27 protein-coding genes and 3 tRNA genes are annotated in these 26,643 nt (G+C 62.1%); 20 read left to right on the top strand and 10 right to left on the bottom strand.

Going from position 1 to position 26,643, the window contains the following annotated elements; translation table 11 throughout:
• The first annotated feature begins 77 nt into the window (after positions 1–77).
• A complete protein-coding gene (locus HWE01_RS13530) occupies positions 78–776 on the top strand; it encodes a type 1 glutamine amidotransferase domain-containing protein (protein ID WP_241822073.1) in 699 nt (232 codons plus the stop codon).
• Between the two features lie 191 nt (positions 777–967).
• Here the strand turns inward: HWE01_RS13530 and HWE01_RS13525 are convergent, their stop codons facing one another.
• From HWE01_RS13525 to ygfZ, 3 genes are read right to left on the bottom strand one after another with little or no spacing between them, the layout of a single operon-like run.
• Positions 968–1,816, bottom strand: a complete 849-nt coding sequence (locus tag HWE01_RS13525) for an NRDE family protein (protein WP_241822072.1) — start codon at positions 1,814–1,816, stop codon at positions 968–970.
• Positions 1,807–2,106: a DUF4936 family protein gene (locus HWE01_RS13520; protein ID WP_008329446.1), complete on the bottom strand. Its 300-nt coding sequence runs from the start codon at positions 2,104–2,106 to the stop codon at positions 1,807–1,809. The genes HWE01_RS13525 and HWE01_RS13520 overlap by 10 nt, the downstream gene beginning before the upstream one ends.
• A gap of 44 nt (positions 2,107–2,150) precedes the next feature.
• Positions 2,151–3,224, bottom strand: a complete 1,074-nt coding sequence (gene ygfZ / locus HWE01_RS13515) for a CAF17-like 4Fe-4S cluster assembly/insertion protein YgfZ (RefSeq protein WP_241822071.1) — start codon at positions 3,222–3,224, stop codon at positions 2,151–2,153.
• Positions 3,225–3,369: 145 nt separating this feature from the next.
• On the opposite strand from ygfZ, the gene mltG reads away from it, so the two are divergent.
• The 7 genes from mltG (at position 3,370) to HWE01_RS13480 (ending at position 9,614) form a co-directional block, all read left to right on the top strand.
• Positions 3,370–4,350, top strand: coding sequence for an endolytic transglycosylase MltG (gene mltG / locus HWE01_RS13510; protein ID WP_008329444.1), 981 nt, complete (start codon positions 3,370–3,372; stop codon positions 4,348–4,350).
• 42 nt (positions 4,351–4,392) lie between these two features.
• A complete protein-coding gene (gene tmk, locus HWE01_RS13505; RefSeq protein ID WP_008329443.1) occupies positions 4,393–5,001 on the top strand; it encodes a dTMP kinase in 609 nt (202 codons plus the stop codon).
• A 10-nt stretch (positions 5,002–5,011) separates the two neighbouring features.
• Positions 5,012–6,049, top strand: a complete 1,038-nt coding sequence (locus HWE01_RS13500) for a DNA polymerase III subunit delta' (protein ID WP_175345011.1) — start codon at positions 5,012–5,014, stop codon at positions 6,047–6,049.
• A 74-nt stretch (positions 6,050–6,123) separates the two neighbouring features.
• A complete protein-coding gene (locus HWE01_RS13495) occupies positions 6,124–7,452 on the top strand; it encodes an ATP-binding protein (protein WP_008329441.1) in 1,329 nt (442 codons plus the stop codon).
• A 79-nt stretch (positions 7,453–7,531) separates the two neighbouring features.
• Positions 7,532–8,080 (top strand): response regulator transcription factor, encoded by a 549-nt coding sequence (locus HWE01_RS13490; protein WP_008329440.1) that lies wholly within the window; start codon positions 7,532–7,534, stop codon positions 8,078–8,080.
• 86 nt (positions 8,081–8,166) lie between these two features.
• Entirely contained in the window at positions 8,167–8,946 is a 780-nt protein-coding gene (locus tag HWE01_RS13485; protein WP_241822070.1) for a TatD family hydrolase, read from the top strand.
• Positions 8,943–9,614: an ankyrin repeat domain-containing protein gene (locus tag HWE01_RS13480; protein WP_008329438.1), complete on the top strand. Its 672-nt coding sequence runs from the start codon at positions 8,943–8,945 to the stop codon at positions 9,612–9,614. Before HWE01_RS13485 ends, HWE01_RS13480 begins: the two co-directional genes overlap by 4 nt.
• Before the next feature lie 86 nt (positions 9,615–9,700).
• Here HWE01_RS13480 and HWE01_RS13475 read toward each other — a convergent pair whose 3' ends face one another.
• The 3 genes from HWE01_RS13475 to hpnD all read right to left on the bottom strand — a co-directional run bounded on the left by HWE01_RS13475 (position 9,701) and on the right by hpnD (position 13,174).
• A complete protein-coding gene (locus tag HWE01_RS13475) occupies positions 9,701–10,843 on the bottom strand; it encodes an alpha-hydroxy acid oxidase (RefSeq protein ID WP_008329437.1) in 1,143 nt (380 codons plus the stop codon).
• Between the two features lie 150 nt (positions 10,844–10,993).
• Positions 10,994–12,325 carry a hydroxysqualene dehydroxylase HpnE gene (gene hpnE, locus HWE01_RS13470; RefSeq protein ID WP_241822069.1) on the bottom strand — a complete coding sequence of 444 codons (1,332 nt, stop codon included), beginning with the start codon at positions 12,323–12,325 and terminating at the stop codon, positions 10,994–10,996.
• Between the two features lie 15 nt (positions 12,326–12,340).
• Positions 12,341–13,174: a presqualene diphosphate synthase HpnD gene (hpnD, locus tag HWE01_RS13465; protein WP_008329435.1), complete on the bottom strand. Its 834-nt coding sequence runs from the start codon at positions 13,172–13,174 to the stop codon at positions 12,341–12,343.
• Between the two features lie 325 nt (positions 13,175–13,499).
• On the opposite strand from hpnD, the gene HWE01_RS13460 reads away from it, so the two are divergent.
• Entirely contained in the window at positions 13,500–14,339 is an 840-nt protein-coding gene (locus tag HWE01_RS13460) for an HDOD domain-containing protein (RefSeq protein ID WP_008329433.1), read from the top strand.
• A 76-nt stretch (positions 14,340–14,415) separates the two neighbouring features.
• On the opposite strand, the gene hpnC is transcribed toward HWE01_RS13460, so the two are convergent.
• From hpnC to HWE01_RS13445, 3 genes are all read right to left on the bottom strand, one after another.
• The gene (gene hpnC / locus HWE01_RS13455) at positions 14,416–15,225 is read right to left on the bottom strand and encodes a squalene synthase HpnC (protein ID WP_241822068.1); all 810 of its coding nucleotides are present in this window, start codon (positions 15,223–15,225) and stop codon (positions 14,416–14,418) included.
• A 12-nt stretch (positions 15,226–15,237) separates the two neighbouring features.
• Entirely contained in the window at positions 15,238–15,522 is a 285-nt protein-coding gene (locus HWE01_RS13450; RefSeq protein ID WP_008329431.1) for a hypothetical protein, read from the bottom strand.
• A 243-nt stretch (positions 15,523–15,765) separates the two neighbouring features.
• Complete coding sequence (locus HWE01_RS13445) at positions 15,766–16,449, bottom strand: calcium-binding protein (RefSeq protein WP_241822067.1); 684 nt, start codon at positions 16,447–16,449, stop codon at positions 15,766–15,768.
• Here HWE01_RS13445 and HWE01_RS22930 point away from each other — a divergent pair.
• Together HWE01_RS22930 and HWE01_RS13435 are read left to right on the top strand one after the other, a co-directional pair.
• Positions 16,406–17,272, top strand: a complete 867-nt coding sequence (locus HWE01_RS22930) for a cysteine peptidase family C39 domain-containing protein (protein WP_241822066.1) — start codon at positions 16,406–16,408, stop codon at positions 17,270–17,272. The two genes, HWE01_RS13445 and HWE01_RS22930, sit on opposite strands and share 44 nt — an antisense overlap.
• Positions 17,247–17,732 carry a hypothetical protein gene (locus HWE01_RS13435; RefSeq protein ID WP_241822065.1) on the top strand — a complete coding sequence of 162 codons (486 nt, stop codon included), beginning with the start codon at positions 17,247–17,249 and terminating at the stop codon, positions 17,730–17,732. The genes HWE01_RS22930 and HWE01_RS13435 overlap by 26 nt, the downstream gene beginning before the upstream one ends.
• A 243-nt stretch (positions 17,733–17,975) precedes the next feature.
• On the opposite strand, the gene HWE01_RS13430 is transcribed toward HWE01_RS13435, so the two are convergent.
• A tRNA-Leu gene (locus tag HWE01_RS13430) sits at positions 17,976–18,062 on the bottom strand.
• Positions 18,063–18,266: 204 nt separating this feature from the next.
• On the opposite strand from HWE01_RS13430, the gene HWE01_RS13425 reads away from it, so the two are divergent.
• The 9 genes from HWE01_RS13425 (at position 18,267) to HWE01_RS13385 (ending at position 26,430) form a co-directional block, all read left to right on the top strand.
• A complete protein-coding gene (locus HWE01_RS13425) occupies positions 18,267–18,461 on the top strand; it encodes a DUF1653 domain-containing protein (protein WP_008329428.1) in 195 nt (64 codons plus the stop codon).
• 136 nt (positions 18,462–18,597) lie between these two features.
• Entirely contained in the window at positions 18,598–19,095 is a 498-nt protein-coding gene (locus HWE01_RS13420) for a CreA family protein (RefSeq protein WP_241822064.1), read from the top strand.
• A gap of 283 nt (positions 19,096–19,378) precedes the next feature.
• Positions 19,379–20,728, top strand: coding sequence for a trigger factor (gene tig, locus HWE01_RS13415; RefSeq protein WP_034350407.1), 1,350 nt, complete (start codon positions 19,379–19,381; stop codon positions 20,726–20,728).
• A 51-nt stretch (positions 20,729–20,779) separates the two neighbouring features.
• The gene (gene clpP, locus HWE01_RS13410; protein ID WP_008329424.1) at positions 20,780–21,406 is read left to right on the top strand and encodes an ATP-dependent Clp endopeptidase proteolytic subunit ClpP; all 627 of its coding nucleotides are present in this window, start codon (positions 20,780–20,782) and stop codon (positions 21,404–21,406) included.
• A gap of 264 nt (positions 21,407–21,670) precedes the next feature.
• On the top strand, positions 21,671–22,936 hold the full coding sequence (gene clpX / locus HWE01_RS13405; protein ID WP_008329422.1) for an ATP-dependent Clp protease ATP-binding subunit ClpX: 1,266 nt from the start codon (positions 21,671–21,673) through the stop codon (positions 22,934–22,936).
• Between the two features lie 293 nt (positions 22,937–23,229).
• On the top strand, positions 23,230–25,638 hold the full coding sequence (gene lon, locus HWE01_RS13400) for an endopeptidase La (RefSeq protein WP_241822063.1): 2,409 nt from the start codon (positions 23,230–23,232) through the stop codon (positions 25,636–25,638).
• Between the two features lie 293 nt (positions 25,639–25,931).
• Positions 25,932–26,204 (top strand): HU family DNA-binding protein, encoded by a 273-nt coding sequence (locus tag HWE01_RS13395; RefSeq protein WP_008329418.1) that lies wholly within the window; start codon positions 25,932–25,934, stop codon positions 26,202–26,204.
• Positions 26,205–26,252: 48 nt separating this feature from the next.
• A tRNA-Val gene (locus HWE01_RS13390) sits at positions 26,253–26,328 on the top strand.
• A gap of 25 nt (positions 26,329–26,353) precedes the next feature.
• Positions 26,354–26,430: transfer RNA gene (locus tag HWE01_RS13385), tRNA-Asp, on the top strand.
• Positions 26,431–26,643 lie beyond the last annotated feature (213 nt).

The raw sequence follows: 26,643 nt of genomic DNA, 5'->3' as shown, positions 1-26,643 counted from the left end.
AGGAATAAAGTGCGGTCCACGTTGGCAATGTCGTTTTGCTTCATATGCCATCCATCCCTCATGAAGAAAGGAATAACATGACCAAGCCCGATATCCTGATGATCGTCACCTCCAGCAGCCGCATGGGGGACACCGACAAACCCACCGGCCTGTGGGCCGAGGAACTGGCCGCGCCTTACTACGCCCTGGTGGATGCCGGGGCTTCGGTGCTGATCGCTTCCACCGCCGGTGGCAAGGCGCCGATTGATCCGGGTAGCGTCAAGCCCCAGGGTCAGAATGAGGCCATCGTCGAACGCATGCTGGCCGATGCTGAACTGCAGCAGCGCATCGCCCAGACGCCTGCCTTGGGCGAGATCGATGTGAGCACCTTTGATGCGGTGTTCTTCCCGGGCGGTCACGGCACCATGTGGGACCTGCCCGACGACGCCAACGTCAAGGCCATCGTCGAGAACGCCTATGCCGCCGGCAAGTTCATTGCTTCAGTCTGCCACGGTGCCGCTGGCCTGGTTTCGGCCGTGAAGGCCGATGGCAAGCCGATGGTGGCGGGCAAGCGTGTCAATTCCTTCACAGATGCCGAAGAGCGCGAAGTGGGGCTGGCCGAGGTCGTGCCGTTCCTGCTGGAAAGCCGTCTGCGTGAGCTGGGGGGGATATTTGAAGGCACCGACAACTGGCAGGTGTTTGCCATCCGCGACGGCCAGCTGATTACCGGCCAGAATCCGCAGTCGTCCGAACGCGTGGCGGAGATGCTGCTGGAGGCGCTGGAAATGCACGTCTGACCGTACTGCGCTGGACGGACGAAAAAAAAGCCCACAACCTTGCGGTGTGGGCTTGAATCCAATTCTTTAGGAGGAAATTGGAGGAGACAGGTACAACTTTACTGCTCCGCATCAAATTCATCCAATTTATCTTCTGTATATCAGATATTCGATCTGGTTATGTCAGCAAGACCGAGTGTGAAGTCTTCCACTCAGATGGTGCCTGCTTTTCCATCCGGCAGGTGGTTGTCGGATGGCATTTCCTGCAGGCGCGGCTTGCAGGGTATCTTGCACGCTTTGTCCGTGGCCGGCTCGGCGCTATATTGCATCGCCATAGGATCAAGCACCTGCTCGGTCAGCACCGGCTCGCCGACGATGGGCACGCGCAGAACCGTCGAGCAGCGCGTGCCATAGTCCGGCGAGCGGATGAAGATGGGCGAGAGCATGCGCTCCTTTTCCAATCCCACGCCGGTATCGGGCAGGCGGCAATCATTGGCACGGGTGCCATCGGTCAACATCTCGAAGAAGGTTTCCTCCGGCGCGCCCTGGCACAGCAGGCTGGCAAACTGCGCCTTGGCCCGGGTGAGCTTGGGCCAGGGCGTGTCCAGCAAGGCATTGGAGACGCCGTAGACCCCGTACTCCAGCGGCTGGCCGTTGCGCGGATCTTCCTGGCCCCGGTTGGAATACCACACCATGGTTTCCCGATCGCCCAGCAGCAGGTTGAAACCGTTGTAACGCTGCGCCTCGGGTTCGATCCGTCGCAGGTATGCCTGCACATCGAGGTCGCTGGCCAGATAGTCGGCCACCAGCTGGCCGCGGGTGGGCGCGTCGGTGCGACGCTCCGAGGGTGCGCGCACATTGGTCAGGGCGGCAAAGCGCCCGTCCCTGGTTACACCCAGCCAGGTGCCGCCGCCTTGCAGGTCGCGTCCGGCATAAATCTTGGGATGGTCGTTCCACCAGTCGGCATGGGCCGCCGGGCGGGCGTAGAACTCGTCGCGATTGGCCGCCATGATCAGGGGCATGCCGGGGATCACTTTCCAGGCGAAGATGATCAGGCACATGGCGCAACATCCTCGAACTGTTCAACGTGGCGCTGGCCGCTGATGAGCGCGGCGGCGCCCGAGTCTTCCAGGGCGCGCGCCAGCGTGGCGGTGAATTCGTCGAGGCCGGAGGGCAGGATGCCCTGGTAGATTTCCATCCAGGTCTGCAATCCTTCCTGTTCGCCGGGGCGGCGCTTGAGGCCACCGGCGATGCCCAGGCGCGCTTGCAACATGGCCTGTACGCCCTTGATCTTGCCGAACAGGGTCGTCGCGTGTGCAGTGTCGACCCGATAATAAATGTAGAGATCCATGGATGCGTCCCTATGGCTGCGGTGTGGCTCGGTCGGCGCGCCGCTTATTGCGGATCGGCCAGCTCATAGGGCAGGGCATGCCAATGCAGTGCCGGACCATCGGCCGCGCCCAGGTGCACGCTGTCTTCGGCGGCGGCCAGCTTCATTTCCACCAGGGCCAGGGCGTGGCCCTCATCCAGCGCTTCGGCGTTGACCACCATGCCGCAGGGCTGGCCAGGATCGGCGGCGGCAAACACTTCCTGTCCCGCATGCGCCTGGCTGCTGGCGATGGTGGCCAGCATGGTGCGGCGCTTGAGCTTGCCCAGGTACTGGCTGCGCGCCACGATTTCCTGACCGGGGTAGCAGCCCTTCTTGAAGTTGACCCCGCCGATCAGTTCGAAATTGATCATCTGCGGCACGAACTGCTCCTGGGTGGCTTGCACGATGCCCGGCACGCCCGCACGGATCTCCGAAAGCCGCCAGGCCAGGCCCGCCGTCGGAGTCAGATGCCGGGCCAGTTCGGGCCAGGCGGCGGTGAGGATGTCCACGGGGGCGATCCATTGATAGCGCGGACTGTCTACGGCATCGGCCAGGCGGATCAGGGTGCCGTGGCTGTTGTCGATCTTGTCGTAGGGGGCCGCCGGCAAGACCGGGAACCATTGTGCCAGTGCATTGGCGGTAGCCGGGCCGACCAGGCCGAGCACGGCGCGCTCGGTGCTGGCGTCGGCCAGCCTGGCCTTGGCGCGCATGACGAACATCTGCAGACGTTTCTGGATGGCCGGCTGCAGGGTGCGCGGCAGTTGCAGCCAGATGGCCTGCTCGTCGCGCCACATCAGGAAGGTCGCCAGCAGGCGTCCCTTGGGCGAGCAGTAGCCTGCCAGTCGTGCCACACCGGTATCCAGCTGCGCTACATCGTTGGTGAGCTGGCCATGCAGGAAGCTGGCGGCGTCCTCGCCGGTGACGGCGATCAGGCCCAGCGTGGTCAGCGGGGCCATGAAGCTTTCCAGGCTTTGCGGTGCGTGGGAGGCGGAACCGAAGCCGATCACGTCGGCCTGGTCGGCACTCTCGGCGTCGAACCGGGCGCCTTGCTGTGCCAGGAAGTCGCGCCAGCCGGAGGGCGAAGAAGTCATTTCTGTCATAGGGGAAATCTTTTACGGATTACGTCTTGCCGGGTCATTCGGTCCGGCAAATTAGGCAACTGTCGTGCCAGCGATTATCATTGATGCCTCGATTATAGTGATCTCCGAAAAATCGCGTCGGAGCAACAAGGATTTCGCCTCTGGTATGAAGAAGTTATTTGTGACATTGCTGGTACTGGCCGCCCTGGTGGCGGGAGCCGGAGTGTATTGGTCGCGGCAGCCCATCATCGACCCGAACGCGCAGGTGATTGCCTTCACGATCATGCCGGGCGCCGGCGTCAATGGTGCGGCCAAGCAGATCGCCGCTGCCGGCGTGCCGGTCAATCCGGATTTGTTTGCGCTCTATGCGCGCCTGTCAGGCGAAGGCAGTCGCATCAAGGCGGGCAGCTACGAGATCAAGCCGGGCTACACGCCGCAGCGCCTGCTGCAACAACTGGTCCGCGGCGAATTCGCGCAGGAAGCGCTGACCGTCATCGAAGGCTGGACCTTCAAGCAGATGCGCCGGGCCATCGCCGAACAGCCCGCGCTCAAGCACGATACCGCCAGCTGGACCGACCAGCAGATCCTGGCCAAGCTGACCAACGAATACACCTATCCGGAAGGCCTGTTCTTCCCGGATACCTATCTCTTCGCCAAGGGGGCCAGCGACATGCAGGTCTACAAGCAGGCCTTCACCCTCATGAGCAAGAAATTGAACGAGGCCTGGGCGCAGCGCGACCTGTCGCTGCCGTATCGCACGCCCTATGAGGCGCTGATCATGGCGTCCATCGTCGAGAAGGAGACCGGTCAGAAGTCCGAGCGCGGCATGGTGGCCGGGGTCTTCGTCAACCGTCTGCGCACCGGTATGCTGTTGCAGACCGACCCGACCGTGATCTATGGCATGGGCGACCGTTACCAGGGCAAGATCCGCAAGATCGATCTGCTCACCGACACGCCCTACAACACCTACACCCGCGCCGGCCTGCCGCCCACGCCGATTGCCCTGCCCGGTGCGGCCTCGCTGGCGGCTGCCATGAACCCGGACAAGACCGAAGCCTTATACTTCGTGGCGCGCGGCGATGGCACCAGCCATTTCTCCAGCAACCTCAACGAGCACAACCAGGCCGTCAACCGCTACCAGCGTTGAGCCGGCCTTCCTTTTACCGATTTAGTGAGTAGCGATACCTTCATGGCATCAGGCAAATTCATCACCTTCGAAGGCATCGACGGCGCCGGCAAGTCGACCCATATTCCTTTCGTCACCCAGCTGCTGCGTGAGCGCGGCCTGTCCGTGGTCGCCACCCGCGAGCCCGGCGGCACCGAGCTGGGCGAACGCCTGCGTGAACTGGTCCTGCATCACAGGATGCACCTGGAAACCGAAGCCCTGCTGATGTTCGCCTCGCGCCGCGAACACCTGGCTCAGGTCATCGAGCCGGCTCTGGCGCGTGGCGACTGGGTCATCTCGGATCGTTTCACCGATGCCACCTTCGCCTACCAGGGCGGTGGTCGCAAGCTGGCGCTGGACAAGCTGGACAGCCTGGAACAATGGGTCCACCCCCATCTGCAGCCGGACCTCACGCTGCTCTTCGACGTGCCGCTTGAGGTGGCGCGGGCGCGCCTGGATGCCGAACGCACGCTGGACAAGTTCGAGCAGGAAAAGGCCGATTTCTTCGCCAACACCCGCGCCGAATACCTGCGCCGCGCCGCCCAGTTCCCGCAGCGCTTCCGACTCATCGATTCCACCCGGCCCATCGCCGTGATCCAGGAAGAACTGCGCGCCATCATGGCGGCGCTGTGAGGGAGACCGCATGTCCGTGACTTCTTCCGAGGCGCTGCTGCCCTGGCAGGGCGAGAGCTGGCGCCAGTTGCAGCAACTGCGTGAGCGTCTGCCGCATGCGCTGCTCTTCTATGGTGCGGCCGGCACCGGCAAGACGCAGTTCGTCGAAGCCTTCGCCAAGTCGCTGCTGTGCGAATCGCCCACGCCCGAGGCGCATGCCTGCGGCGTGTGCGCTTCCTGCAACTGGTTCTCGCAATCGAATCATCCGGACTACCGGCGCGTGCGCCCGGAGGTCCTGGAGGAAGAAGGGGGCGAGGATGAGGCAGGTGAAGAAAAGAAAACCGCCAAGGCCAGCAAGGCCCCGTCCAAGGACATCAAGATCGACCAGATCCGGGCCCTGGCCGATTTCATGAACGTTTCTACCCACCGCTCGGGCTTGCGGGTGGTGATGCTGTATCCGGCCGAGGCGCTCAACACCGCCGCCGCCAATGCCTTGCTCAAGACCCTCGAAGAGCCCCCGCCGGGGACCATGTTCCTGTTGCTGTCCAATCGTCTGGACCGCTTGCTGCCCACCATCCTCTCGCGCTGCCGCAAGTTCGCCATGACCGCGCCCGGCCACGACGAGGCATTGGCCTGGCTCAGGCAGCAAGGCGTCAAGGATGCCGATGCGTGGCTGGCCGAACAGGGTGGGGCGCCGCTGGCTGCGCTGGAAGCGGCCCAGGGCGAAGGACGGGAGGCGCTGGATGAATTGCTGCGCCACCTGGCCCAGCCCGGTGTGGACGGCGCCTTGCGGGCGGCCGACAAATTGCAGAAGACGCCGGCGGCCGACCTGGTCGGCTGGGTGCAGCGCTGGCTGTATGACCTGCTGTCGCTGCGGTCGGCGGGCGTGGTGCGCTACTACCCGCGTTACGGCAAGGAACTGGGCCGGCTGGCCGAGCGCGTCGATGCCCTGGCCCTGTCGCGCGCACTGCGCGGCATGGGCGAGCGCCGTGCCATAGCGGATCATCCCTTGTCGGCCAAGCTCTTCATCGAGGAAATGCTGATCGATTACGCCCGCCTGTTCGATTGAGCGGGCACGGGACGCCCCCTGCGGCAAATCGCCGCAGGGGGCGCAAGCCGGGTGCCGGACCGTATAATCCCGGCATGATCTCGCCGACCACTTTCTTCATCCCCGTCTCCGAGCAGATGAACCAGCCCCAGCATCTCTTGCTGTCGCGGCTGTTCTGGTTGCGCTGGGCCATGGTGGCGGGGGAGCTGCTGGTGCTGGCCGGTGCCCATATCTGGCTGCATATTGCCTTGCCGCTGTCGGCCCTGCTGGCCCTGATCGCCTTGCAGGCGCTCATCAATGGTCTCACCTGGCTGCGCATGCGCTGGGCGCGCCCGGCCGAGCAGGCCGAACTGTTCCTGCAACTGTTGCTGGATGTGGCGGTGCTCACGGCGCTGCTGTATTTCTCGGGCGGTTCGACCAATCCCTTCGTCTCCTTCTACCTGCCGGCACTGGCGGCGGGAGCGGCCACGCTGGCCTGGCCCTATGCCTTGCTGCTGGCAGTATGTGCGTTGGGTTGCTATTCCGGTCTGGTGTACGTCTACCAGCCGCTGCACATCCACGACCAGGGCCAGGCGATGGCCTATCACCTGGCCGGGATGTGGATCAATTTCTCGATCTCGGCCCTGCTCATCACCTGGTTCGTCAGCCGTATCGCTGCCGCCGTGCGCTTGCGGGACGGCCAGCTGGCGCAGGCGCGCGAGCGCCAGTTGCAGAGCCATCGTATCGTGGCCCTGGGGACCCAGGCCGCCGGCGCTGCGCATGCGCTCAATACACCGCTGTCGACGGTGGCCGTGATCGCCGGGGAATTGCGCCGCGACATGGCCGGCAACGCGGCGCTGGCGGCCTATGAAGAAGACGTGCGCGTGGTCGAGGAACAGATCGCCGTCTGCAAGGCCGCGCTGGAAAACATGCGCCTGGACGCCGATGCCCAGCTGCGCAACGAAGACAGCGCCGCCATCACCCCCTGGCTCACCAGCCTGCTGGAAGGCTGGCGCCTGCGCCATCCGGCCGTCCTGCTGGTGGCCGAGGTACATCAGCCCGGCTGGAAGGCCAGCCAGCTGCAGGACCTCTCGCAGATCATCCTGACCCTGCTCGACAATGCCGCCCATGCGGTGCGTACACTGGGCCACCACGGCGAGATCCGCATTACCCTGGCCTCGGCCGCGGCGGGTGAAGGTGGCCCGGTCAGTACCGCCAGGCCGGGCCGCAGCATGGCGATCATCGAAGTCTCCGACAACGGGGCCGGAATCGCCCCGGAGCTGTTGCAGCGCCTGGGGCACGGGCCGGTACCGAGCTCGTCGGGCGGCTCCGGTATCGGCCTCATGCTGGCCTTTGCCAGCGCCACGCACCTGGGCGGCAAGCTGCGCCTGCGTTCGTTGCCAGGGCAGGGTACGGTGGCGCAGTTGCGCTTCCCGCTGGTGTGATCGGGCCGCAGATGGCGGCTGCGGCTGCATCACGGTGCAATAGGCTATCCTTCATTTACCAGTTTTTTCTGATGTTCTCATGAGCGCCGCCTTCCTGATTCTCGATGACAATGATGTCTTTGCCAGCACGCTGGCACGTTCGCTGGCCCGGCGCGGCTTTCGCGCCACCGTGGCGCATAGCGGCGAGGAGGCGCTGGAAGCCGCGCGCCGCGAACGCTTCGATTACGTCACCATCGACCTGCAACTGGAAAAGGATTCCGGTCTGCAATGGGTGGCGCCGCTGCGCCAGACGCTGCCGCAGGCGCGCCTGCTGGTGCTGACCGGCTATGCCAGCATCGCCACCACGGTACAGGCCATCAAGTCGGGTGCCGACAATTACCTGGCCAAGCCGGCCAATGTGGATTCCATCCTCTCGGCGCTGTCCCATGTGAGTCAGGGCGAGCCGGTGGCCGAGCCGGTCCTGCCGGTGGAAGAGGCTTCGCCGCTGTCGCTGGAACGCCTGGAGTGGGAGCACATCCAGCGCGTGCTGGCCGAGCATGAGGGCAATATCTCGTCAACGGCGCGGGCGCTGAACATGCACCGCCGCACCCTGCAGCGCAAGCTGGCCAAGCGCCCGGTGGCGCGCTGAGCACATCGCGTGGCCCTCTGTAACGAAAGGTAAGCGCCCGGCAAGCAGGGGCGACAGCCTGTCGGCATGGCTTTACAATAGCGGCCATGTATATCGATTCCCATTGCCACATCAATTTTCCCGACCTGGCCGCCCGCCTGCCGGAGATCTTCGGCAAGATGGCCGAGAACCAGGTCAGCCACGCCCTGTGCGTCTCGGTGGACTTGCCGGACTTCCCGCAGGTGCTGGCCCTGGCCGAGCAGTATCCCAATGTCTACGCCTCCGTGGGCGTGCATCCGGACTATGAAGACACGCCCGAGCCCTCGTTGGAGGAGCTCATCGGCCTGGCCGACCATCCGCGCATCGTCGCCATCGGCGAGACCGGGCTGGATTACTACCGCCTGCAAGGCGATTTGGAATGGCAGCGCGAGCGCTTCCGCACCCATATCCGCGCCTCGCGGGCCACGGGCAAGCCGCTCATCATCCATACCCGCGCGGCCTCCGAAGACACCATCCGTATCCTGCAGGAAGAGGGGGCAAGCCCGCAGGCAGGCGGTGTCGCAGGGGTCATGCACTGCTTCACGGAATCCCAGGCGGTGGCCGATGCAGCCATCGCGCTGGGTTTCTACATCTCGTTCTCGGGCATCGTCACCTTCAAGTCGGCCAAGGACCTGCAACAGGTGGCGCGCACCATCCCGCTGGAGCGCATGCTCATCGAGACCGATTCGCCCTACCTGGCGCCGGTGCCCTTCCGCGGCAAGACCAACGAGCCCGCTTATGTGCGCCATGTGGGTGAATTCATCGCCGACCTGCGCGGCATCAGTGCGGCCGACGTGGCGCGCCAGACCTCTGACAATTTCTTCACGCTGTTCGGAATCAAGCCATGAATCTGCTGGACAAGCTGCGCAGCCGCTTCGGCGGCATCGGTCGCATCGTGCTCTATACCTCGCTGCTGCTGCCCGGCGCGGCGCGTGCGGGTGCCTATGAAGAATATTTCCAGGCCATCCGCATGGACAATGTCTACTTCCTCAAGCAACTGATGCAGCGTGGCATGGGCCCCAATCTGATCGAGCCCAAACGTGGCTACACCGGCCTGATGCTGGCCATCCGCGAGGATTCGATGCAGGCTTTCGACGTGCTGGTCAATGCCCCCGACGTCAATCTGGAAGCCCAGGCCACCAATGGCGACACGCCCCTGATGCTGGCGTCCTTCTACGGAAACATCCCGGTGGTGAAACTGCTGCTCTCGCGCCAGGTCGAGGTCAACCGCCCCGGCTGGACGGCGCTGCATTACGCGGCCATCAATGGCAGCTCGGAGATCGTCAAACTGCTGCTGGATGCCTCCGCCTATGTGGATGCCGAATCGCCCGACGACAAGATGACCCCGGTCATGCTGGCCGCCATGCGCGGTCGGGTGGCGGCGGTGGCCGTGTTGCGCGACAACGGTGCCGACCTCACGCTCAAGAACAAGGATGGCCTCACCGCCATGGATCTGGCGCGGCGCTACGGCCAGGATGCCGTCATCGACGTACTCAACGAGAAGCCGCAGCCGTAACCGCAAGCACTTCGCTCGTTGCTGCGCCAAAGCAAACGTCCCGGCCACCTTGCGGTGGACCGGGACGTTTGCGTTGAGGAGGGCGTTCAGCGCACCAGGATCTGCGGACCGACGTCCTTGATGTCCTTGGTACCGGTCAGGGCCATGCTGACGTCGAGTTCCTTGCGCATGATTTCCAGCATCTGCGACACGCCTTCTCCGCCCATGGCGCCCAGGCTGTAGAGGAAGGCGCGGCCGATCATGGTGCCACGCGCGCCCAGCGCCACCGCCTTCAACACATCCTGGCCGGAGCGGATGCCGCCGTCGAACCAGACTTCGATCTGGTCGCCCACGGCCTCGGCAATGGCCGGCAGGGCTTCGATGGAGGACATGGCGCCATCCAGCTGGCGACCACCGTGGTTGGAGACCACGATGGCATCGGCACCGCTCTGAACGGCCAGCTTGGCATCTTCCACATCGAGGATGCCCTTCAAGATCAGCTTGCCGCCCCATTGCTGCTTGATCCAGGCGACATCGTCCCAGTTCAGGGTCGGGTCGAACTGGCTGGCGGTCCACTTGGAGAGGGTCTGCACCCCGCCGGCGCCTTCGCCGCCCTTGATGTGACCGGCCAGGTTGCCGAAGGTCTTGCGGCCGCCCAGGGCACGCAGTGCCCAGCCGGGCTTGCTGGCCAGGTCCAGCAGGGTGTCCAGGGTCAGCTTGGGCGGCACCGACATGCCATTCTTGAGATCCTTGTGACGCTGGCCGAGGATCTGCAGGTCCAGTGTCAGCACCAGGGCCGAGCATTTGGCTGCCTTGGCGCGATCGATCAGGGACTTCACGAAGCCACGGTCGCGCATCACGTAGAGCTGGAACCAGAACGGCTTGGTGGTCACGCTGGCCACGTCCTCGATGGAGCAGATGCTCATGGTGGAGAGGGTGAAGGGAATGCCGAATTTTTCCGCGGCAATGGCACCCAGCATCTCGCCATTGGCCCACTGCATGCCGGTCAGGCCGGTCGGGGCAATGGCCACCGGCATGGTGACGTCGTGGCCGATCATGGTGCTGCGGGTGCTGCGTTCGTCGACGTTGATGGCCACGCGCTGGCGCAGCTTCAGGGTGGCCAGATCACGGCTGTTGGCGCGATAGGTGCTCTCGGTGTAGGAACCGCTGTCGGCGTAATCGTAGAACGCCTTGGGAACGCGCTTCTTGGCCAGCAGGCGGAAGTCTTCGACACAGGTCATGACCGGCATGGTGTTTTTTCTCCGTTGTGATGGGGTGCGGCCGGAGCCGCCTTGCAGTGAGATTGCGGACAAAGGGATTGCAGCATGCCCGTTATGCTAGTGCATACCCGTCGCGCTTGGGGTGAATCCCTTTGCCGCCATCCATGAAAAATTTAGCCTCTAGGCGGCCAGCAGCCGTGCCGCCGCCAGGCCGCTGCGCACGGCGCCTTCCAGCGTGGCGGGATAGTCGCCGGCCACGTAGTCCCCGGCCAGGGCCAGCCCGGAGGGCATGCCGGTATTGTCGGGGCGCTGCAAGCCCGGGGTGCAGGCGAAGGTGGCCCGTTTTTCAGTGATGACCCGGTGCCAGCCGGGCGTGGCCAGGGCCGGATTGCCGAAGTCCTGCGCCAGCTGGCGGGCGATGCCCTCGGTCAGGGCGGCATGGCCATCGGCCACGGCCTGGCCGGCTGTACTGACGACGACGGCCAGCAAGCCTGCTTCGCCCCCCAGTTGTCCCCGGTCAAAGACGAACTGGCCCCAGCCCCGGGCTTGCGGATCGTCCGCCAGGGCCAGGAAGGGGGCGGGCAGACGCACCTCGGGCGGGTACTGCAGATAGCAGGTAGTGATGGATTCGTGCTCCAGCGCACGCAGCAGGGCGGTGTCGTGCAGGCCCTCCAGCAATTGCGCGGCGGCATCCGGGCCGGTGGCCAGCACCACCCCGGCGAATTCACCCAGGCTTTCGGCTGCGCGGTCTTCCAGGCGCCAGGTGCCCGGGTCATTGCCGGGCAGCAGCTGCGCCACGGTCACACCCGGCTGCACCAGGCCGCCGCGCTTGCCCAGATAGGCGGCGGCCGCATCGGGCAGCAGGGCGCTCAAGTCCAGACGCGGGATGAGCATGTCGGAGGCGGCGCGGCGCGCGCCCAGGCTGTCGCGCAACACGGTCAGGAAGACTTGCGCCGAGGCCCGCTCGGGCGGGGTGTTCAGCGCGGCGATGCACAGCGGACGCCACATCAGGCGGATCAGGCGCGGCGTTTGTTCGTAGCGCTCCAGCAGCTCGGCCACGCTGCAATCCTGGTGCAATTGCCAGCCCATCCAGCGCGCCGTAGTGGAAAAGCGCGCCAGCGCCATCTTGTCGTCGCGCGCCAGCCCCTTGGCGCGCAGCAGCGCCACCGCCACATGCCAGGGCGCCGGCAGACGCGGCGCCACGAAATCCATGCCTTCGCCTCCTGCACCCAGCGGATAGCGCATCTGCAAGGGCAGGCGCAGCAGGGCGCTGGCCGGATCGACGCCGACCTGTTTCATCAGGGCCAGCGTGGACCGATAAGCGCCCAGCAGGATGTGCTGGCCGTTGTCCAGCACCCGTTCGTCCAGCGCCACCCGACGCGCCCGCCCGCCCAGGGTGCGCGCCGATTCGAACAGGCTCACACGATGGCCGCCGGATGTCAGCGCCACGGCGGCGGCACATCCGGCCCAGCCGGCACCGATGACGGCGTAATGGCGTGGTGCGTTGTTCATCGGCGGGCGGAGCGGTCAGCCGAAGACATAGGTCTTCCACGCCAGCCAGAGCTTGCGGATGGGGGTGAGCGAGATGCGCTGGTTGAGCACGTGGTAGCCGTCACGCGCGATCTCGTCGAGCAGGGTGCGGTAGATGGCGGCCATCATCAGGCCGGGGCGTTGGGCGCGGCGGTCTTGTTTGGGCAGCAGGGCAAAGGCTTCGTCATAAACGGCCTGGGCGCGCTCGACCTGGAACTTCATCAGCGCTTCGAAGCGCTCGCTGTGGCGGGCATTGAGGATGTCGGCGGCCGTGACGTTGAATTGCTGCAATTCATTGACCGGCAGGTAGATGCGACCCTTGCGGCCATCTTCGCCGACATCGCGGATGATGTTGGTGAGCTGGAAGGCCAGCCCCAGCTTCTCGGCAAAGAGCAGGGTCCCCGGCTGGGTATGGCCGAAGATGCTGGCCGAGAGTACGCCCACCACGCCGGCCACGTGCCAGCAGTAGCGCTGCAGGCCGGGGTAGTCGAGGTAGCGGGTCTGGTCCAGGTCCATTTCCATGCCATCGATGATGGCTTGCAGGTGTTCGCCCTTGAACTGGTAGGTGGCCACGTGCGGGTGCAGAGCCTTGGTGACCGGGTGGGTCGGCTGCCCCTCCAGCATGGCGGCGATTTCCTTGCGCCACCACATCAGCTTGGTCCGGGCCACCATGGCATCCTCGATTTCATCGACGGTATCGTCGACCTCGCGGCAAAAGGCATACAGCGCCGTGATCGCCAGCCGGCGCTGGGGCGGCAGGAACAGGAAGCTGTAATAGAAACTGGAACCGCTGGCGGCGGCCTTCTGCTGGCAGTATTCGTCTGGAGACATGGATGCGTGGCGGGGCGGTTGAAGCAGTGGGGCAGGCGGGCAAGGCCCGCTGCGGCAAAGGCGCTATGCTAGCCGAGTGCGCCCGGCAGGGCAAATGCCCATGGTCGCTGACCCGGCCTTGAACCCCCTCTATTGCGGCCCTTGGCGTTGTCCTTTAAGCTCAGGTCAGCGCATTCCGGAAAAACAAATTCACATGACATCAAATCCGGATGAATTCTGCCGTTAATCTGAACAGACGTGGCGCAGCAGCGGGCAAGCCCGGTCGCAGCGCGGCACATCGGCAACCCTGGCCATCGACGATGGCCCCCTGGAGGCTGGAGACAATATGGACAGACTGGAAATCTTTCGCAATATCGCCTCGCAGGCCGGTCGCGGCGAGCTGGTATTCCCCGCCAACGTCAGCGCCTCGATCAAGCTGCAAAAGGCGCTGGCCGACCCGGACTGCCACCTGGAACTGGCGGCCAAGCTGGTGATGGCCGAGCCGCTGGTCTCGGCACGCACCGTGGCCATTGCCAATTCGGCGGCCTACAACCGGTCCGGCGGCGAGATCAACAACGTACGCGCGGCCGTGATGCGGCTGGGTTTTCGTACCTTGAACACCATCACCACCTCGGTGATCGTGCGCCAGCTCGGCCGCACCATCAACAATCCCGGCATGCGCATCAAGTCGGCCCAGTTGTGGGAGCACTGCGCCCACGTGGCCGCCACCGCCTATGTGCTGACCTCCAAGCTGACCAAGGCTGATCCCGAGACGGCCATGTTCGCCGGCATCGTGCATGAAGTGGGCGGCTTCTACCTGCTCTCGCGCACGGATGACTTCCCCGGCCTGCTCGACGGCGGCACCGAGGACTGGATGGAATACGGCGAGAAAATGATCGGCCGCGCCGTGTTGAAGAAACTGGGCGTGCCGCAGCCGGTGGTCGATGCCATCGAATCCCTGTGGCACGGCGTACGCGTGCTGCCGCCCCAGACCATCGGCGACGTGTTGCTGCTGGCCAAGGAACTCTCGCCGGTACCCTCGCCGCTGCAGCGCACCGTGGTGGCCGAAGCCGGCATCGGCGGCGAGACCCTGGTGGATGACTACATCGGAGACCGTTCGCTGCGCGAACTGCTGGATGACTCCGAGGAGCAAATCCGTACGCTGACGGCGGCCTTGCTGGTCTGACACCGCTTCCCGTCGTTTCTTCCCGCAGCCCCGCCGGCCTTTGTGCCGGGCGGGGCTTTCTCATGGCGGACCGGATTTACCGGGTCAGGCCGCGCCAGCCCACGATGAGCCAGTCGCGCTTGCCCAGCTTGGGGCGCTGGCCGAAGACGTCGCCCCGGACCGCCTCGATGCGCTCCAGGATGCGCAAGCCGCCTTGCACCACCATCCGCAATTCCAGCCCGATGCGGCCCGGCAGGCGACGTGCCAGCGGGGCACCGGAGAGCATCAGTGCACGGGCCCGGTCGATCTCGAACTGCATCAGCTGTTGCCAGCGCTGGTCATTGCGGGCCTGGTCGATATCGTCTTGTTCCACGCCAAAGCGGGCCAGATCTTCCAGCGGCAGGTAGATGCGTGCCTTTTGCCAGTCGATGGCAACGTCTTGCCAGAAGTTGATGAGTTGCAGGGCGCTGCAGACGGCATCTGAATCCCGGAGGTTTTCTTCATTCGCTGCGCCATACAGATGAAGCATCAGGGTTCCTACCGGGTTCGCAGAGCGACGGCAGTAGTCCAGCAGGTCCGTGTAGCGCGGGTAACGGGTGGTCACCACATCCTGGCGGAAGGCCGAGAGCAGGTCACGGAAGGGTTGCAGCGGCAGGGCGTGGTCGGCGATGGTTTGCGCCAGTCGCGTGAAGATGGGATGGGTGCAGGGGAGCTGCTGCGCGATCAGATCCAGCTCTGCCTCATAGGCGTGCAGGGCGGCCAGGCGTTCTTCCGGGCGGGCATCGCCTTCATCGGCGATATCATCGGCGCTGCGGGCAAAGGCATAAATGGCGGTCACCGCCGGGCGCAGACGCGCCGGCAGCAGCAGCGAGGCCACGGGGAAGTTCTCGTAGTGATCGACGGCCATGGGGCGCGCTACTCAGTCGAACTTGTCCTTGAGCAGCGCCTCGATGGTGGCGATGCGGGTTTCCACCGTCTCCAGCAGCGCCTTGGGCATGGTGCCGCCGGCATTCAACTGTGCCGCCAGCGAGCGGGCAATGCCCATGGCGCCTGCGGTGAACTGCTTGCCATCCTTGGACAGCACGGCCGCCGCCGTGAAGAGGGTGGAGAACAGGATCTGGTCGGCGGTATTGTTCTCGATGAACTTGTTGAGCAGCGCGTTGTGGCTTTGCTTCAAGGCGTCGAATTCTTCCTGGGTAGGCATAAAGGCTCCTGCGATGATGAGACGGCACGGCCGCCGGGCCGGCAAAGGCGCGGATTGTAGCAGTTAAGCGCGAGGGGACGGTGAAACGGGCGCGAGGATGCCCGCATCAGGCCGATTCAGGCCGGGAATGAAGCTTGTTGCAGAGGGGTGCGGGATGCCGCCCTTGGACGGCATCCCTGTTGGGCGCTGGTGAAGCTTTTTGTCAAAATCCGGCAGATTTCCCGGTCCTGGCGGCGCCCGTGATCAATGAGAGATGGTCAGCAGCACCTTGCCATCGCCGCCCCGGGTGGCTGGCCAGCTGGTCTGGGTGGCCGCCGGTGGGGCGAAGCTGGCCATGGCCTGTACCAGCTTGTCGACGTCGGTGTCGTAGAGGGTCTTGCCGTCGGCGGTCTTGATGCGTTCGATGTGGTTGTCGCTGCCTGTACCCTGATACCAGTCCTTGACCAGTACTTCGTCGGTCCCGCCCAGCACATCGATGCGCAGATCGTTCCCGCTCTTGCTGAACCAGAGATTGGTTTGTCTGGCATCTGTGAAGCTGAGCGTATCGAGGTTGCCCTTGGTCGCATCGTGGTCGTAGAGCACATCCTGTCCGTCGCCCCTGGCAAAGGTATAGCTGTCGTCGCCGGCGCCGCCGATGAGCAGGTCGTTGCCCCGCCCCCCGGTGATGAGGTTGTTGCCGCGATTGCCGACCAGGATGTTGTTCAGATCATTGCCGCTGGCATCGAGATCCTGATTGCGCAGCTTGATGGGGTCATCGGTGGTGACGGTATCGGCTCCGTAGACCTGGGTGGCCTCGCGCAGGCGTTGCAGCGGGACGAAGCGGCACATGTCACTGGCCAGGCCGCGTCCCGAGTCGGTGATGTAGAACCCGACCGTCTTGCCGGTGGCCGCCGAACAGGCCACACCGCCCACCATCGTCAGCCTCAACCCGCCTGCCAACATCACCTTACCCAGCCAGCCCAAACCAGTCAGCACGACTCCCACCAGTACACCCGCTGTCACCCCGGTCAAGGGCGACGACAGCTATTACCTCGACAATGCCGGCGACCGGATCATTGAACAGGCCGATGAAGGCGTCGATACGGTCTATGCCACGGCCAGCAGCACGCTCTCGGCCAATGTCGAAAACCTGGTGCTGCTCGATGCCAGCAAACCGCAAAGCGCAGTGGTCAATGGCGTCAAGGTGCTGGTCTATGGCATGCCGCGTTCGTATCAGCTGGATTACGACCAGGGCGGCGAAGTCGAGGGCTATTGGGGAACCTGCGGCGAGACCAGTGTGGCCAACGTCACCCTGATGGGGGGCCGTGCCGTCTCCGAAAAGGAAGTAGTCCAGTGCGCCATCAAGGAAAACCTTTGCGATACCGCTGCCGAATCCGCCGATATGCGCGGTGCCACCTCCGAAGATGACCGGCAGGCCTTGCTGGAGCACTTCGGTTTTGCCTGCACCATCGACGAGCGGGTCGATCTCACGGCAGTCGCCCAAAGCATCAAGGACGGCAAGGGCGTCATCATCAGTGTCAACGCCAGCAAGCTGTGGGATCTGCACGAAGAGAACGAGGACACCAGCGACCACGCCATCACCGTCACCGGCGTATCGAACAGTTTGATGCCCGGCCTGATGGGGGAGAAGATCACTTTGAAGACGCTGCCGGTGCGAATGCTGACAAAGCGGTCGTCGATGCGTCGGATGAAGCTATCGCTGGCAAATGGGGGAAATCGGGGCTATGGAGAAATTGCTATGCTGGATTGAAGGACATCCTGGTACTGCCAGTTGGGTTCAGGCAGTTGGAGCAATTGCTGCGGTAATCGCTGCCTTTTTGCTTGCGTTTTTCGAGAGTCGTCGACAGCGGAAGAACGCCCGCCAAGCCGCCACTAGGCAGGTGGCCTTGGCCAAAATGGGGCTGGAGCGAGCAGAGTTGGCGTTTGAGGAAATCGCTGCTGCTTTTAGGGACGCTATGGAGCGCCTCGAATATGACGAGATGACGTCCAAAGTTAGAGACTGTATGAGAATTCTGGAACGGGTAGACGTGAGCGGTCTAAGTACGAAACAGGGCGACTCCCATAATCAAGCTCTATTCAAGTGCTCGCGTGCAATTTCTGTTTTGCGCCGAAATATCGAGTTCGATGGCGAACATGGTGCCAAGGACGGCAAGGCGGAGGAGATTGAGGCTATGGGCAAAGAGATTGGCGAAAGCAAAAAGAATTTCTAGAAGATTCTTTGATTAAGAATTAACCACAGCCCGACTGCTCCGATAAGCAGTCGGGCTGTGTTCCTTTCGGATACGGGGCTGTAGTTGTCGGCGAATCACTCGGGGGATTCCGCGTTCCGCTGTAAGAGCGGCTGAGTCACCTATGCCGTCATTATGTTGCCATTGCCATGCCAAAACAGCCCCAAAATACCCAAAATAATGACAGCTATAAATCTCTAATTTATTGATTTGAAACGGATTGTCTGGTGCGAGGAGGGGGACTCGAACCCCCACACCATTGCTGGCGTCAGGACCTAAACCTGGTGCGTCTACCAATTTCGCCATCCTCGCAAAAGGGGGTCGGGCACCGGTGCGATAGCAGTCTGGCAGCGCGCTTGCTGCAGACCTGCCGCTACCGATGCAGGTAGCAATTTGTCAAAGCGCGCCATTGTACTGCAAGGCGTTGTCAATGTGGGCGTTTTTCTGTGCGGACACGTCGGGGTGCCGATGATCGGTAGTACCATGCCGCTTTTTCTTCCACCCAGCAGGATTGCCATGACACGCTATCGTCACTACAAGGGCGGCATCTATGAATATATCGACGAGGCCATCCTCGAAGCCGACCTCACGCCCATGATCATCTACCGCGCCGCCGATGGCCGTCTCTGGCTGCGGCCGCGTGAAGTCTTCTTCGAGAAGGTGGAGGTCGATGGCAGGCAGGTGCCGCGGTTCGAAAAAATCGAGGACTGATCTTTTCTCCGCCCCCGGTACGCACCTGCGAGACGATGCAAAGCGGCGTCAACGCCAGGGGAAGCTGAACAATGCGCCGCCCTGGCGGTCTACTGCATTCGTCAATAAATTCACTTCACTTCATTCGGGCATCTACATGAACCATCAAGCACGCGCCCTGGTCGGGGCGATCTTCTCCGTCTTCGCCTTCGCCGCTGCCGTTCCCCACGTCGCCAGCGCCGAAGAACTGGCCGATGTCAGCACCGCCTTCCGCTGGCTGGGCAAGAACGACCGTGTCGTCATCGAAGCCTATGATGACCCCAAGGTGCAGGGCGTGACCTGCTACGTGTCGCGCGCCCGCACCGGTGGTGTCAAGGGGACGGTGGGCCTGGCCGAGGACAAGTCCGAAGCCTCCATCGCCTGCCGCCAGGTGAGGCCCGCCCTGCAGTTCCAGGAAAAGCTGCCGGTGCAGGAAGATGTCTTCAGCGAGCGCATGTCCATTCTCTTCAAACGCCTGCACGTGGTGCGCGTGGTCGATACCAAGCGCAATACGCTGGTCTACCTGACCTATTCCGACAAGCTCATCGATGGTAGTCCGATGAATGCCGTCACCGCCGTGCCGGTGGCAGCTTCCACGCCGATTCCGGTGAAATGAGGGGAATTCTCTAAATTCTTTACGCCGGACTTTGCTGGCAGGCAATCCGTCGGTTGCCGTGATGCGTTTGCGGGCCGCGCGGGGGCTGGTCAGGTGGGCTTCCGAGGGGATTTGCCCCTGTTTGCAGCGTGGCAAGCCCATTTTTGGACTATCGGCGCTTTTTGCGTATAAAATAGCGAGCTTTAGCGCGGCCGGGCAGGGCGCTTTTCGTCTGCAGTCTATCGATTGGGAGGAGAAGCAGCATGTTCCGGCTTACGGAATTCTTAACATTTGGACGATTTAAATGGCAACTGCAGTCGAAACCCTGAGCAAACTCGAACGTCGTATGACCCTGTCTTTCCCGCTGGCCGATGTTCAGGCTGAAGTGGAAAAGCGCCTGAAGGTGCGTGCCCGTACCGCCAAGGCACCGGGTTTCCGTCCGGGTAAAGTGCCGATGAAGATGGTTGCCGCCCAGTTCGGCTACCAGGTCGAAACCGAAGTCCTGAACGACAAGGTCGGCCGCGCATTCAATGATGCCGCCGTCGAAAACAACCTGCGTGTGGCAGGCTTCCCCCGCATCGAACCCAAGACCAGCGAAGAAGCCGGTGAAGGCAAGCTGGCCTTCGACGCCACCTTCGAAGTCTATCCGGAAGTCACCCTGGGCGACCTGTCGGGCGCTGAAGTCGAGAAGACCACCGCAGCCGTCTCCGACGCCGAAATCGACAAGACCATCGACATCCTGCGCAAGCAGCGCGTGCACTACCACGTCAAGGGCGAGCAAGGCGCGCACGGCGACGGCGGTGCCGACCAGTCGGCCCAGAACGGCGACCGTGTGACCGTGGACTTCGTGGGCAAGATCGACGGCGTCGAATTCCAGGGCGGCAAGGCCGATGCCTTCCCGTTCGTGCTGGGCGAAGGCCGCATGCTGCCGGAATTCGAAGCCGCTACCATCGGCCTGAAGGTCGGTGAATCCAAGAGCTTCCCGCTGGCTTTCCCCGAGGACTATCACGGCAAGGACGTGGCCGGCAAGACCGCTGAGTTCACCATCACCGTCAAGAAGATCGAATGGGCTCACATGCCTGAAGTCGATGCAGTCTTCGCTCAATCCCTGGGCATCGAAGACGGCGACCTGACCAAGATGCGCGAAGACATCAAGAAGAACCTGGAGCGCGAAGTCACCGCCCGTACCAAGGCCAAGACCAAGGACAGCGTCATGAACGCCCTGATCAAGGCCTCGGAGCTGGAAGTGCCCAAGGCCCTGATCGACCAGGACGTCGAGCGTCTGTCCGAAATGGCCCGTCAGGACATGGCCCAGCGCGGCATGGACCCCAAGGTCATGCAGCTGCCCAAGGAGCTGTTCACCGCCCAGGCCGAGCGCCGCGTGCGCCTGGGTCTGATCCTGGCAGAAGTGGTCAAGCAGAATAAGCTGGAAGCCACCGAAGAACAGGTCAAGGCGCAGATCGAAGACTTCGCCCAGAGCTACGAAGATCCGCAACAAGTGCTGAAGTACTACTTCTCCGACCGTCGCCGTCTGGCCGAAGTCGAAGCCCTTGTTTTGGAAGAAAACGTCGTCAACTACGTTCTCGGCAAGGCCAAGGTCTCGGAAAAGCCGGTTTCGTTCGACGAACTGATGGGCAATCAGGCGCAAGCGTAATCCGGTTTTCTCTAGTAGTATCAGAAAACTCTTACGCTTAAGGAAGCATACATGACAGGTCTGATGAAGCAATCTGCACTGGATACGCAAATGCTCGGCATGGTGCCGATGGTGATCGAACAGAGTGGTCGTGGCGAACGCGCTTACGACATCTATTCGCGCCTGCTGAAGGAACGCATCATTTTCCTGGTCGGACCGGTCAATGATGCGATGGCCAACCTGATCGTGGCCCAGCTGCTGTTCCTGGAAAGCGAAAACCCGGACAAGGACATTTCCCTGTACATCAATTCGCCTGGTGGTTCGGTCTCGGCCGGCATGGCGATCTTCGACACGATGCAGTTCATCAAGCCGCAAGTGTCGACGCTGTGCACGGGTCTGGCCGCCTCCATGGGTGCTTTCCTGCTGGCCGCTGGCGCCAAGGGCAAGCGTTTCTCGCTGCCGAACTCGCGCATCATGATTCACCAGCCTCTGGGCGGCGCCCAGGGCCAGGCATCGGATATCGAGATCCAGGCACGTGAAATCCTGTACCTGCGTGAGCGTCTGAACACCATCCTCGCTGAAAAGACCGGCCGTACGGTCGAGCAGATCAGCAAGGACACCGATCGCGACAATTTCATGTCGGCCGAGGCCGCCGCGGAATATGGCCTGATCGACCAGGTGCTGACCCAGCGCGCTTGAGTTTGCGTCATTGCATTGGCGACATTCCAAGGCGAAAAATGCCCGAACGTAACACCGTTCGGGCATTTTTTTTGGCAAATTCTGGTGAAATTGGCACAGAGCGGGTTTTCTGGTTCTGTTTGCTTGATAAATGCCCCTTGTGCTGACATATAACGGTCATACGGCAGTCCTGTGAAGCATTTTGGGACAGCAAAAATGACCAAGCCGTGACGAATCCGGATTTCGCGGGTATGATCGGGTCGTAACTTCTATCCTAGTAGCTCTATGTCTGAGAAAAAATCCTCCAGCGGCGAAAAACTGCTTTACTGCTCCTTCTGCGGCAAGAGCCAACATGAAGTCAAGAAGCTCATCGCCGGTCCTTCGGTCTTCATCTGCGACGAATGTATCGATCTGTGCAACGACATCATCCGTGATGAAGCCGCCAGCGTGGAAAGCGTCACCGGCGCCAAGTCGGACCTGCCGACCCCGCAGGAAATCACCGACCTGCTGGACCAGTACGTGATCGGACAGGCTACGGCCAAGCGTATCCTGTCGGTGGCGGTATACAACCACTACAAACGTCTGAAGCATCTCGGCAAGAAGGATGACGTCGAGCTGGCCAAGAGCAACATCCTGCTGGTTGGCCCGACCGGCTCCGGCAAGACCCTGTTGGCGCAGACTCTGGCGCGCATGCTCAACGTTCCCTTCGTGATCGCCGATGCGACCACGCTGACCGAAGCCGGCTATGTCGGCGAGGACGTCGAGAACATCATCCAGAAGCTGCTGCAGAACTGCAACTACGAAGTCGAGAAAGCCCAGAAGGGCATCGTCTACATCGACGAGATCGACAAGATTTCCCGCAAGTCGGACAACCCGTCGATCACCCGTGATGTCTCCGGTGAAGGCGTGCAGCAGGCCCTCTTGAAGTTGATCGAAGGCACCATGGCTTCGGTGCCTCCGCAAGGCGGCCGCAAGCATCCGAATCAGGATTTCGTGCAGATCGACACGACCAACATCATGTTCATCTGCGGCGGCGCCTTCGATGGCCTGGCCAAGATCATTTCCGACCGTTCCGAAAAGAGCGGCATCGGTTTCTCGGCCAGCGTCAAGAGCCAGACCCAGAAGAGCAATTCGGAAGTGCTGTTGAATGCCGAGCCGGAAGACCTGGTCAAGTTCGGCCTGATTCCGGAACTGGTCGGTCGTCTGCCGGTGATCGCCACCTTGAACGAGCTGGATGAGGAAGCCCTGATCCAGATCCTGGTCGAGCCCAAGAATGCGCTCATCAAGCAGTACGCCAAACTGTTGCAGATGGAAGGCGCCGAGCTGGAAATCCGTCCGGCCGCCATGCACGCCATCGCCAAGAAGGCGCTGGCGCGCAAGACCGGTGCCCGCGGCCTGCGTTCGATTCTGGAACATGCCCTGCTGGATGTGATGTATGAACTTCCGAGCGAGCAGAACGTGGCCAAGGTGGTGATCGACGAGAACACCATCACCAACGGCGCCAAGCCGCTCTTGATCTATCACGACCAGCCGAAGGTGTCGGGCGGCTGATTGCCCGGCAGATGAACGAAAAAGCAGGAAAGCAGGAAAAGGAGGGCGCCCGTAGTGGGGGCCTTCCGGTAGCAAGAAGCCACCACGAAGTCCGGTCACCGCAAACACGGTAAAATAAACCGGCGCACTTACTTGGCTTCCATCGAAAAGCCACCCGGAGCTAGCTTCGCGTGTGGCTTTTTTATTTTGTTGCGATCATGACAACGCACAGCCGGCGAATATTTAGTCTGCCGGACTTGTGTTTTGGTCACTCGTGCCAACATCATCCACAGTACTTATTGATAAGGCCCGCCATGACGACTCCTATACTTACAGAACAATCGCAATTGCCGCTGTTGCCCTTACGGGATGTGGTTGTCTTCCCGCATATGGTGATTCCGCTCTTCGTCGGCCGCCCGAAGTCGATCAAGGCGCTGGAAGCGGCCATGGAGCAGGGCAAGAGCATCATGCTGGCCGCCCAGAAGGCTGCGGCCAAGGATGAGCCTTCGGCCGAAGACATTTATGAAATCGGTTGCGTAGCCAATATCCTGCAGATGCTGAAGCTGCCCGACGGTACCGTGAAGGTGCTGGTTGAAGGTGCACAGCGCGCCCGTATCCATCACATCAGCGAACTGGAAACCCACTTCGTCGCCGACCTGACCCCGGTGGAATCCGAGCAGGGCGATGAAGCCGAAGTCGAAGCCATGCGCCGTACCATCGTGCAGCAATTCGACCAGTACGTGAAGCTGAACAAGAAGATCCCGCCCGAGATCCTGACCTCGCTGGCCGGCATCGACGACGCCGGTCGCCTGGCCGACACCATCGCCGCGCATCTGCCATTGAAGCTGGAGCAAAAGCAGGTGATCCTGGAGATCTTCAACGTCACCAAGCGCTACGAGCATCTGCTCGGTCAGCTGGAAGGCGAACTGGACATCCTGCAGGTGGAAAAGCGTATCCGTGGCCGCGTCAAGCGCCAGATGGAAAAGTCGCAGCGCGAGTACTACCTGAACGAACAGGTCAAGGCCATCCAGAAGGAACTGGGCGAAGGCGAAGACGGTGCCGATCTGGAAGAGCTGGAAAAGAAGATCGTCGCCGCCAAGATGCCCAAGGAAGCGCTGGAAAAGGCGCAATCCGAGCTCAAGAAGTTGAAGCTCATGTCGCCCATGTCGGCCGAAGCGACCGTGGTGCGCAACTACATCGACACGCTGGTGGCGCTGCCCTGGAAGAAGAAGTCCAAGGTCAACAACGACCTCACCAATGCCGAGAAAGTCCTCGAAGGCGATCACTATGGCCTGGAGAAGGTCAAGGAACGCATTCTGGAATACCTCGCCGTGCAACAGCGTGTAGACAAGCTCAAGGCGCCGATCCTGTGCTTCGTCGGTCCCCCGGGCGTGGGCAAGACCTCGCTGGGCCAGTCCATTGCACGCGCCACCAACCGCAAGTTCGTGCGCATGGCACTGGGCGGTGTGCGTGACGAGGCCGAGATTCGCGGGCACCGTCGTACCTACATCGGCTCCATGCCGGGCAAGATTCTGCAAAGCCTGTCCAAGGTCGGCGTGCGCAATCCGCTGTTCCTGCTCGATGAAATCGACAAGCTGGGCATGGACTTCCGTGGCGATCCGTCCTCGGCCCTGCTGGAAGTGCTGGACCCGGAGCAGAACCATACCTTCTCCGACCACTACATCGAAGTCGACTTCGATCTGTCGGACGTGATGTTCGTGGCCACCTCGAACTCCTTCAACATCCCGCCGGCGCTGCTGGACCGGATGGAAGTGATCCGCCTGTCGGGTTATACCGAGGACGAGAAGACCAGCATTGCGCAGCGCTACCTGCTGCCCAAGCAGATCAAGAACAACGGCTTGAAGGAAGGCGAGATCAGCGTGGCCGAATCGGCCATCCGCGACATCATCCGCTATTACACCCGTGAAGCCGGTGTGCGGTCGCTGGAACGCGAAGTCTCCAAGATCTGCCGCAAGGTCGTGAAGCTGCTGTTGCTGAAGAAGCAGGAGAAGAAGGTCACCGTCACCTCGCGCAATCTCGACAAGTTCCTGGGCGTGCGTCGTTACGACTTCGGCATCGCCGAGAAGGAAAACCAGATCGGCCAGGTGGTCGGCCTGGCCTGGACCGAAGTCGGTGGCGATCTGCTGACCATCGAAGCGGTGAACATGCCCGGCAAGGGCCAGATCATCCGCACCGGTACCCTGGGCGACGTGATGAAGGAATCGATCGAAGCGGCGCGCACCGTCGTTCGCAGCCGTGCCCGCAAGCTCGGTATCAAGAACGAGGTGTTCGAGAAGAGCGACATTCACATCCACGTTCCCGAAGGTGCGACACCCAAGGATGGTCCGTCTGCGGGTATTGCGATGACTACGGCGCTGGTGTCCATCTTCAGCGGCATTCCGGTGCGGGCTGATGTGGCGATGACCGGTGAAATCACGCTGCGCGGCGAAGTGCTGCCCATCGGCGGTCTGAAGGAAAAGCTGCTGGCGGCGCATCGCGGCGGCATCAAGACCGTGTTGATTCCTGAGCAGAATGTGAAGGATCTGGCCGAGATTCCGGACAACGTCAAGAACAAGCTGGAGATCATCCCGGTGCGCTGGATCGACAAGGTCCTGGAGGTTGCTCTGGAACGCCAGCCGGTGCCTTTGACGGAGGAAGAAGCCATCGTCGAAGCGGCGGTCAAGCCGAAGGAAGGTGTGACCGATCCGGTAGTGAAGCATTGAGTCTGAAGCGGTAGTTGTTGCCGCCACGGCTTGAAGGGCGCCTCGCAAGAGGCGCCTTTTTTATGGGGAAAAGGTTCAGATATCGCTGCATGGGAATGAAGGCTTGAAACGTGCTTTTAAATCGCTTGAAGGCTGGAAACCCGCTTGACACGGGCTTGTGCGGCTTGTTTAATAGCCGCTGCGGAAGATTTCCGCCAGGCAAGCGATGATGAGCGGGGCTCTGTCGCGAGGTGTTGGAGCCGCCGCGCTGTCGTTTGAAATCAAACAACCAGAAACTTGTTCGAGGGGCGTAAGTGAATAAAGGCGAACTGATTGAGCACATTGCCGGCGAGGCGGACATCTCCAAGGCAGCGGCAGGACGAGCGGTAGACGCATTCATTGGTGCGGTGAAGACTACGCTGAAGAAGAACGGCACGGTCACGCTGGTGGGCTTTGGTACGTTCGCGGTGGGCAAGCGCGCTGCGCGGACCGGCCGCAATCCACAGACCGGCGCTGCCCTGAAGATCAAGGCATCGAAGGTCCCCAAATTTAAAGCTGGCAAAGCTTTAAAAGATGCTATAAAATAATGTTCTTTCGTTGCTGAGGTAACAAGCAACGAGACTGTCAAGGTTGCCGGGCGCTTAGCTCAGTTGGTAGAGCGGAGCCCTTACAAGGCTTAGGTCGGGAGTTCGAGCCTCTCAGCGCCCACCAGCATCTTGCAGTCGGCACCAGTTTAGGAGCGGTAGTTCAGTTGGTTAGAATACCGGCCTGTCACGCCGGGGGTCGCGGGTTCGAGCCCCGTCCGCTCCGCCAGATAAAACGCCTCGTTCGCAAGAATGGGGCGTTTTTGTTTGTATTCAGTATTCACCATGCAACGATTGCTGCTCAGGTTGAATGACAAATTTACGCGACACTCCTCAAATAAATGTGAGTTTCATGTATTTTTTCTCTATGGAAATGTTTAAACTAAGCCTGAATTTGCAGTTTCTCAAAAAACAGGAGACCGGCACACGCCGGGGCAGACAT

Origin of the sequence: Herbaspirillum sp. C7C8, assembly GCF_022627875.1 — a bacterium.
Classification (GTDB): domain Bacteria; phylum Pseudomonadota; class Gammaproteobacteria; order Burkholderiales; family Burkholderiaceae_D; genus Herbaspirillum.
Note: the sequence above shows the minus strand (reverse complement) of the source record. Positions and strands in the feature narration are given on the sequence as shown.

Bases quoted from the DNA above. Each gene is read 5' to 3' on its own strand.
- HWE01_RS13530 (WP_241822073.1), top strand. From the start codon at position 78: ATGACCAAGCCCGATATCCTGATGATCGTCACCTCCAGCAGCCGCATG.
- HWE01_RS13525 (WP_241822072.1), bottom strand. From the start codon at position 1,816: ATGTGCCTGATCATCTTCGCCTGGAAAGTGATCCCCGGCATGCCCCTG.
- HWE01_RS13520 (WP_008329446.1), bottom strand. From the start codon at position 2,106: ATGGATCTCTACATTTATTATCGGGTCGACACTGCACACGCGACGACC.
- ygfZ (WP_241822071.1), bottom strand. From the start codon at position 3,224: ATGACAGAAATGACTTCTTCGCCCTCCGGCTGGCGCGACTTCCTGGCA.
- mltG (WP_008329444.1), top strand. From the start codon at position 3,370: ATGAAGAAGTTATTTGTGACATTGCTGGTACTGGCCGCCCTGGTGGCG.
- tmk (WP_008329443.1), top strand. From the start codon at position 4,393: ATGGCATCAGGCAAATTCATCACCTTCGAAGGCATCGACGGCGCCGGC.
- HWE01_RS13500 (WP_175345011.1), top strand. From the start codon at position 5,012: ATGTCCGTGACTTCTTCCGAGGCGCTGCTGCCCTGGCAGGGCGAGAGC.
- HWE01_RS13495 (WP_008329441.1), top strand. From the start codon at position 6,124: ATGATCTCGCCGACCACTTTCTTCATCCCCGTCTCCGAGCAGATGAAC.
- HWE01_RS13490 (WP_008329440.1), top strand. From the start codon at position 7,532: ATGAGCGCCGCCTTCCTGATTCTCGATGACAATGATGTCTTTGCCAGC.
- HWE01_RS13485 (WP_241822070.1), top strand. From the start codon at position 8,167: ATGTATATCGATTCCCATTGCCACATCAATTTTCCCGACCTGGCCGCC.
- HWE01_RS13480 (WP_008329438.1), top strand. From the start codon at position 8,943: ATGAATCTGCTGGACAAGCTGCGCAGCCGCTTCGGCGGCATCGGTCGC.
- HWE01_RS13475 (WP_008329437.1), bottom strand. From the start codon at position 10,843: ATGCCGGTCATGACCTGTGTCGAAGACTTCCGCCTGCTGGCCAAGAAG.
- hpnE (WP_241822069.1), bottom strand. From the start codon at position 12,325: ATGAACAACGCACCACGCCATTACGCCGTCATCGGTGCCGGCTGGGCC.
- hpnD (WP_008329435.1), bottom strand. From the start codon at position 13,174: ATGTCTCCAGACGAATACTGCCAGCAGAAGGCCGCCGCCAGCGGTTCC.
- HWE01_RS13460 (WP_008329433.1), top strand. From the start codon at position 13,500: ATGGACAGACTGGAAATCTTTCGCAATATCGCCTCGCAGGCCGGTCGC.
- hpnC (WP_241822068.1), bottom strand. From the start codon at position 15,225: ATGGCCGTCGATCACTACGAGAACTTCCCCGTGGCCTCGCTGCTGCTG.
- HWE01_RS13450 (WP_008329431.1), bottom strand. From the start codon at position 15,522: ATGCCTACCCAGGAAGAATTCGACGCCTTGAAGCAAAGCCACAACGCG.
- HWE01_RS13435 (WP_241822065.1), top strand. From the start codon at position 17,247: ATGGAGAAATTGCTATGCTGGATTGAAGGACATCCTGGTACTGCCAGT.
- HWE01_RS13425 (WP_008329428.1), top strand. From the start codon at position 18,267: ATGACACGCTATCGTCACTACAAGGGCGGCATCTATGAATATATCGAC.
- HWE01_RS13420 (WP_241822064.1), top strand. From the start codon at position 18,598: ATGAACCATCAAGCACGCGCCCTGGTCGGGGCGATCTTCTCCGTCTTC.
- tig (WP_034350407.1), top strand. From the start codon at position 19,379: ATGGCAACTGCAGTCGAAACCCTGAGCAAACTCGAACGTCGTATGACC.
- clpP (WP_008329424.1), top strand. From the start codon at position 20,780: ATGACAGGTCTGATGAAGCAATCTGCACTGGATACGCAAATGCTCGGC.
- clpX (WP_008329422.1), top strand. From the start codon at position 21,671: ATGTCTGAGAAAAAATCCTCCAGCGGCGAAAAACTGCTTTACTGCTCC.
- lon (WP_241822063.1), top strand. From the start codon at position 23,230: ATGACGACTCCTATACTTACAGAACAATCGCAATTGCCGCTGTTGCCC.